Consider the following 7348-nt stretch of genomic DNA (forward strand, 5'->3'; position numbering starts at 1 on the left):
TGGTGTGCCGCCTTTGTCTCGCGGTGGGTGGTTATTATTCTGGTCTCGACAGGCTCGACCAACGGGGCAGGCCCGACCACCGGCACGGCCGGGTCAGGCCAGCGACACCAGCTCCGCGTACTCGTCGCTCCAGAGGTCCTCGTCGCCGTCGGGCAGCAGCAGCACGCGCTCGGGCTCCAGCGCCTCCACGGCGCCGTCGTCGTGCGTCACCATCACTACCGCGCCCTCGTACGTCTTGAGCGCGCCCAGGATCTCGGCGCGCGACGCCGGGTCGAGGTTGTTGGTGGGCTCGTCGAGCAGCAGCACGTTCGCACCGGACACGACGATCGTCGCGAGCGCGAGCCGCGTCTTCTCGCCGCCGGACAGCACGTTGGTCGGCTTGTAGGCGTCGTCCCCGCTGAACAGGAACGAGCCCAGCACGGACCGCACCTGCGTGTCCGTGAGGTCGGGCGCGGCGTGCCGCAGGTTCTCCACGACCGTCACGTCCATGTCGAGCGTGTCGTGCTCCTGCGCGTAGTAGCCGAGCTTGAGCCCGTGCCCGGGCACCACCTCGCCGGTGTCGGCCGCCTCGACGCCCGCGAGGATGCGCAGCAGGGTCGTCTTGCCGGCACCGTTGAAGCCCAGGATGACGACGCGGGACCCGCGGTCGATCGCCAGGTCCACCCCGGCGAACACCTCCTGGGACCCGTACGCCTTCGAGAGCCCGTTGGCGGTCAGCGGCGTGCGTCCGCAGGGCGCCGGCGTCGGGAAGCGCAGGTTGGCCACGCGGTCGGAGACGCGTTCGGCCTCGAGCCCGCCGAGCATCTTCTCGGCGCGCTTGATCATGTTCTGCGCGGCCGTCGCCTTGGTCGCCTTGGCGCGCATCTTCTCGGCCTGGGCGAGCAGCGTGCCCGCCTTCTTCTCGGCGTTGGCCCGCTCTCGCCGACGACGCCGCTCGTCCGTCTCGCGCTGTTCGAGGTAGGCGTCCCAGCCCAGGTTGTACTGGTCGAGCTCGCCCCGGTTCGCGTCCAGGTGGAACACCTTGTTCACGGTGGCGCGCAGCAGGTCGGTGTTGTGGCTGATCACGATGAACCCGCCGCTGTACGCCCGCAGGTAGTCGCGCAGCCAGATGATGGAGTCGGCGTCGAGGTGGTTGGTTGGCTCGTCCAGCAGCAGCGTCTCGACGCCGCTGAACAGGATGCGCGCCAGCTCGATGCGACGGCGCTGACCACCGGAGAGCGTGCCCAGCGGCTGCGCCAGGACCTTCTCGTCCAGGCCCAGGTTCGCCGTGATGATCTGCGCCTCGGACTCGGCGGAGTACCCGCCGGCGGCCAGGAAGCGCGACTCCAGCTTCGGGTAGCGCTCCATCGCCGCGTTCTGCGTCGCCTCGTCGAGGGACGCCATCTCGCCCTCGGCCTGGCGCATCTTGGCGATGACCTTGTCGAGTCCGCGTGCGGACAGCACCCGGTCCATCGCGAGGATCTCCAGGTCGCCGGTCCGCGGGTCCTGCGGCAGGTAGCCGATGTCGGTGCCGCGCACGATCTGCCCGCCCGTCGGCTGGGTCTCCCCCGCGAGGGTCTTGGTCAGCGTGGTCTTGCCGGCACCGTTACGGCCGACCAGACCGATCCGGTCGCCCGAGGCGACCCGGAAGTTCGCCTCGCTCAGCAGCACGCGCGCGCCGACGCGCAGCTCGACGCCATGGGCAGTGATCACGCAGACGGTCCTCACAGTTGGGGGTGGTGTTCGATCGTTCGGCCCACAGCGGCGGGGGCCGGTCCAGTCTAGTGCCCATCGTCCAGGGATTACGGTGCGTTGCCTCACGTCGGAGCGAGCCGCCCGCACGCCGGCCGAGCCCGGCCGAGCCCGGCCGAGCCCGGCCAGGCACCGGGGCGACCCCAGCACGGTGCACGGCATCACCGGCGTGTCGCGTGCATCGTGTTGGGGTCGTCTCCTGGGCCACGCACGGCTCCTGGACGGAACCGGTCGGCCGACGGTACCTTTTCGCCTGGTACTACGTTGTACCAGGCTACTTCGTCGTCAAGGCGCGCCGGGTCCCGTCATCGAGGACGTTCCCCGTCGCCCGAAGGGATGAGAACCCCATGCAGATCCGGTTTGTCGCCGTCCTCGCCTCGCTCGCACTGGCCCTGGGCGCCAGCGCGCTGCCCGACGCCGGTGGTGCCGCACCAGCAGCGGCCGCCCCACCGCCGTCCGACAGCGGGAGCCCGCCCGGCACCACCTTCACCAACCCGATCACCGAACCGTTCGCCGACACCTACGCCGACCCCGCGGTGATCCGCGGCAAGGACGGCTGGTGGTACCTGTACGCGACGAGCGACCCGCTGGTGTCGGGTGGGCCCTTCGGGAACATGCACGTGGCCAAGTCCCGGGACCTGGAGACGTGGGAGTACGTGGACACGATCTTCGACGAGGAGAACCGGCCGGCCTGGGCCGCGAGCGCCTCGTACTTCTGGGCGCCGGACATCCGCTACGTGGACGGCGAGTACGTCATGTACTACACGGTGACGGACACGGAGGCGAACCCTGATCCGTGGGACTACACGATCGGGGTGGCGACGGCGCCGACGCCGACGGGGCCGTGGACCGACTCCGGCGGGCCGGTGCTGGACCCGCGGCCGGCGGGCGGCGACTCGTACCTGAACACGATCGACCCGGCACTGTTCGCGGACGACGACGGGACGCGCTACCTGTACTTCGGGGGCTTCAACGGCGGCATCTGGGTCACTGAGCTGGACGAGACGGGGACCCGGGCGGTGGGTGAGCCCACGCGGGTGACCGTGGCGGACCGGTACGAGGGCGCGTTCGTGGTGAAGCGGGACGGCTGGTACTACCTGATGGGGTCGTCGGCGAACTGCTGTGCCGGTCCGGTCACGGGGTACAGCGTGTACACGGGGCGGTCGCGGTCGCCGCTGGGCCCGTTCACGGACCACGAGGGCGTGAGCCTGAACGAGTCCCGGGTGGGTGGCACGCAGGTCCTGGCGCAGAACGGCAACCGGTGGATCGGGGTGGGGCACCACGCGGTGCTGACCGACGCCGCCGGGCAGGACTGGATGCTGTACCACGCGATCGACAAGGACGAGGCGTGGCTGAACGAGCCCGGCGGCGTGAACCGGCGGCCCACGCTGATCGACCGGATGGACTGGATCGACGGGTGGCCGGTGGTCAACGCGGGCGCGGGGCCCAGCGAGGGTCCGCAGCCGGGGCCGGTGGCCGCGAGCGGGCTCGGCATCGTGAGTGACGACCCGGCGTCGGGGCACGGGCTCCGACGGGAGGCGGGCACGCTCGCCGTCGGCTCCGACGAGTCGGGCGACGCGGGCGCGATCGCGCGGCTGGTTCCGGACTGGCGGCGTGCCGCGGTGGCGCGGACGGCGCCCGTCTCGCGCGACGTGCGGGTCGAGGCGGACGTGCGGCTGCCCGACGCGGACGGGTCGCTCACGGTCGCCGTCGGCGGTCGGTCCGGCCGGTCCGGCATGTCCGGCCGGTCCGAGGTGTCGGTGCGGCTGGACGCGGAGGCGCGCGAGCTCGTCGTCGGGCAGGGACGTCAGGTGCGGCGCGCGGACGTGCCCGCGAACGTGGACCTGACCTCGTGGCACGTGCTGACCGTCGAGGCGCGCGACGGCGTGGTCGACGCGCGGCTGTCCTCGAGCGGCCTGGGCGACGTGGACGCCGAGGTGCGGTTCGAGCCGCGTCGCGACCTGCCCCGGCGGGCGCCCGTCCGCCTGACGGCCGACGGCGGTGAGGCGCAGCTCGACAACCTGACCGTCGTGGCGGCGCACGACCCGGTGACCGAGCGCGTCGCCGAGCCGCAGGCCGGCGCCGTCACGTTCGCCGAGGAGTTCGACGGCGAGCTGGACGCGGGGTGGCGGTGGCTGCACGACCCGGCCGCCGTCGAGGTCAAGGACGGCGCGCTGGAGTGGCCGCTGACCGGGCACGACCTGGTGGGGGCCACCAACGACGCACCGGCGCTGCTGCGCGACGCGCCGGACGGTGACTTCGTGCTGGAGGCCACCGTGCACCTGCCGCTGGGCGAGGACACGGTGCGCAACTATCAGCAGGCGGGCCTGCTGGTGCACGCGGGCGACGACGACTTCCTGCGGCTCGCGCCGGTGTCGATCTGGCAGACCCGCCAGGTCGAGTTCAGCAAGGAGCTCACGGCCGACGGCCGCACCTGGTTCGGCGGCCACGTCTCCGGGCCGGTCGACGACCGCATGCACCTGCGCCTGTTCCACACCACGGACCCGGCCACCGGTGAGCACGAGTACCGTGCGGCGTCCTCGCGGGACGGCGAGAGCTGGCGCTTCGGCGCCACCTGGACGCTCCCTGCGGGCACGGATCCGGAGGTAGGCATCTACGCGGGCGGCGGCGCCACCCCGGCAACAACGGCAACCTTCGAGAAGGTACTCCTCCGCGAGATCGACTGATCCACCCGTTGAGTGCGTGATATTCGCCCTCCCGGAACGATTCGACACGGCAAATATCACGCACTCAACGGAGCCGGGGGTGTCAGGATGCGGGCATGCCCGCATCCGCTTCCATGTCCTGGAGGGGCGGGGGCGTGCGTCGTGCTGGCGGCGGGCTGGTGGCGCTGAGCCTCGCGACGTTCGTCGCCGTCACCACCGAACTGGCCCCCGTGGGCCTCCTCCCCCTGATCAGCGACGGCCTGGCCGTCTCCGAGCCGCTCACCGGGCTGCTGGTCACGGCGTACGCGTTCATGGTCGCCGCGCTGGCGCTGCCCCTGACCCTGGCGACCCGCCGGCTGCCGCGCAAGGCGCTCCTGGTCGGCGCCCTGGCCATCTACACGGTGAGCAACGTGATCGTCGCGCTCGCGCCCACGTTCGCCGTCGTCGCCGGGGCCCGGGCGCTGGGCGGCGCCTCGCACGCCGTCTTCGCCTCGGTCACCATCGGGTATGCCGCCCGTCTCGTGCGTCCGCACCTCGCCGGGCGGGCGCTGGGACTCGTCACGCTGGGGGCGTCGACCGGGTTCGCGCTCGGCGTGCCGCTGTCCACTGCGCTCGGGGCGGCGGTCGGCTGGCGCACGACCTTCCTCGTCCTGACCGGGGTGTGCGCGCTCGCCTGCGTGCTGACCGCGGCGCTGCTGCCGTCCGTCCCGGCCGGCGGGGCTCCCCCGGCCGACGGCGCCCGCGTCGCCCGCCGCACCGCGCTGGCGACCGTCGCCTCGGCGAACGCGCTGGTCTACCTCGGCCACTACTCGGTCTACACGTATATCTCGGTGCTGCTCCTGGCCGCGGGGATCGCGACGGCTGCCCTCGGACCCGCTCTGCTGCTCATCGGGGCGCTCCGCCTCGTCGGTGCCGCGTTCGCCGCCGCCCGGCTCGATGTCCGGCCCCGGCAGACCACGGTCATCACCCTCGCCGTCGTCGCCGGCGGGATCCTGGCGGTCGGCCTCGCCTTCCCCGGCACGGTCGGCACGCTCGCCGCCGCCGCGATGTGGAGCATCGGGTTCGGCGCGGTAGCCGCCGTCTTCCAGACGGCGGCCATCCGGACGCGCGGGGCCTCGCCCGACGTCGTCGGGGCGCTGGTCAACTCCACCGCCAACATCGGCATCGGCGGCGGCGCGGCGCTGGGGGCGCTGATGCTCGACGGCGCAGGGGCCGCCGCCGTGCCTTACGCCGGGGTGGTGCTCGTCGTCGCGGCGCTGGTCGTGGTGCTGCTCGCCCGCCGGGCATTCCCGGCGACGCCGGCCTGAGCCGGCCGCGCGCTATCCGCCGGGTAGGCGGCGCACCCGCCGGGCGGGCCGCGACGTAGGTCGTCTTCGGCCTATCACCTTGCTAACGAGGCTCGTCCGGTCTGGGATGGAGACCATGGCGACACCGCACGTACGGCCGACCTGGCAGCCCGGGGACGTTCGGGAGGCCGCCGGCGGGCTGTTCGCCCTGGCGCTCGCCACGTTCGTCGCCATCACCACCGAGCTGGTCCCGGTGGGTCTGCTTCCCCTGATCAGCGACGACCTCGGCGTCTCAGAGGGCGTCGCGGGACTGCTCGTCACCGCCTACGCGTTCATGGTCGCTGTGCTCGCCGTCCCCCTGACGACGGTCACGCGCAAGCTGCCCCGCAAGACGTTGCTGCTCACCGCCCTCGGCGTCTACGTCCTGAGCAACGTGATCGTCGCGGTCGCGCCAACGTTCGCGCTCGTCGCCACGGCCCGGGCGCTGGGCGGCGCGTCGCACGCCGTCTTCTTCTCCGTGAGCATCGGGTACGCGTCGCGCCTGGTGCGCGCGCATCTGGCGGGCCGCGCGCTGGCGCTGGTCACCCTGGGCGCGTCGGCCGGGTTCGTGCTCGGTGTGCCGCTGACGACGGCGCTCGGCACCGCCGTCGGCTGGCGCGCCGCCTTCCTGGTGCTGGCCGGAGCGTGCGTGCTCGCCGGGGTGCTCACGGCGCTGCTGCTGCCGTCGGTCCCGGGTGGTGGCACTCCCCCGGACGACGCCGCCCGCGGCGCCCGCCGCACCGCCCTGGCCAAGGTCACGACGGCGAACGCGCTCGCCTACCTCGGCCACTACACCGTCTACACGTACGTGTCGGTGCTGCTGCTGGCCGCCGGGCTCGCCACGGCGGCGCTCGGCCCCGCGCTGCTGCTGATCGGTGCCCTCGGCCTCATCGGCGCGGCCTTCGCCGCCGCCCGGCTCGACGTGCGCCCCCGGCAGACCACCGTCATCACCCTGGTCGTCGTCACCGGCGGGATCCTGGCACTCGGGCTCGCGTTCCCCGGCACGGCGGGCACGCTCGCGGCGGCAGCGGTGTGGAGCATCGGCTTCGGCGCCGTCGCCGCCGTCTTCCAGGCTGCGGCCATCCGGACGCGCGGGGCCTCGCCCGACGTCGTAGGCGCGCTGGTCAACTCCACCGCCAACATCGGCATCGGCGGCGGCGCGGCCCTCGGGGCGCTCGTGCTCGACGGCGCCGGGTTCGCCGCCGTGCCGTACACCGGGGCGGTGATCGTCGTCGCGGCGCTGGTGGTGGTGCTGGTGGCGCGGCGGGCGTTCCCGGCGACGCAGGACTGAGGTGGGCCAGGCCGGGCGGGGTCAGGGCCGGGGGTTGGGCCGGGCGGGGGGTCACGGCCGGGTGCGGGGTCAGGGCCGGGCGGGGTGTGGTCGGCAGTTCATCAGGTAATCGGTAGCCCGAGTTGCCGATCATGCGACCAATTACCGACCTCTCGAGCTCGGGGCCGACTAGGGGCCGCTCGGGGCGGGTGGAGCCGGCCCGGGGCCGGGTCGGGTGGAGTGATCGGCAATTCGTCAGGTCTTGGGCTTTCCCGTGGTCCCCGACGTGTACAGGATGTAGAGCGGGTCGGTCGCCGCGACCTCGGCGCACGGCGCCGGATTGGTCCGCCCGGCCT

General features: G+C 73.1%; 5 protein-coding genes. 3 read left to right on the forward strand and 2 right to left on the reverse strand.

The features are described from left to right. Positions 1 to 93: 93 nt before the first annotated feature. Complete coding sequence (locus tag AB0F40_RS26900; RefSeq protein ID WP_357475270.1) at positions 94 to 1692, reverse strand: ABC-F family ATP-binding cassette domain-containing protein; 1599 nt, start codon at positions 1690 to 1692, stop codon at positions 94 to 96. A gap of 386 nt (positions 1693 to 2078) precedes the next feature. Here AB0F40_RS26900 and AB0F40_RS26905 point away from each other — a divergent pair, with 386 nt between their 5' ends. From AB0F40_RS26905 to AB0F40_RS26915, 3 genes are all read left to right on the forward strand, one after another. Beyond that, a complete protein-coding gene (locus AB0F40_RS26905; RefSeq protein WP_357475272.1) occupies positions 2079 to 4418 on the forward strand; it encodes a family 43 glycosylhydrolase in 2340 nt (779 codons plus the stop codon). A 95-nt stretch (positions 4419 to 4513) separates the two neighbouring features. Next, entirely contained in the window at positions 4514 to 5704 is a 1191-nt protein-coding gene (locus tag AB0F40_RS26910) for an MFS transporter (protein ID WP_357475274.1), read from the forward strand. Between the two features lie 115 nt (positions 5705 to 5819). Beyond that, a complete protein-coding gene (locus tag AB0F40_RS26915; protein ID WP_357475276.1) occupies positions 5820 to 7013 on the forward strand; it encodes an MFS transporter in 1194 nt (397 codons plus the stop codon). A 234-nt stretch (positions 7014 to 7247) separates the two neighbouring features. On the opposite strand, the gene AB0F40_RS26920 is transcribed toward AB0F40_RS26915, so the two are convergent. Continuing rightward, the coding region (locus tag AB0F40_RS26920) for an AMP-binding protein (protein ID WP_357475279.1) at positions 7248 to 7348 on the reverse strand (101 nt) is incomplete at its 5' end.

The organism is Promicromonospora sp. NPDC023987, from assembly GCF_040639055.1.
Lineage (GTDB): Bacteria > Actinomycetota > Actinomycetes > Actinomycetales > Cellulomonadaceae > Promicromonospora.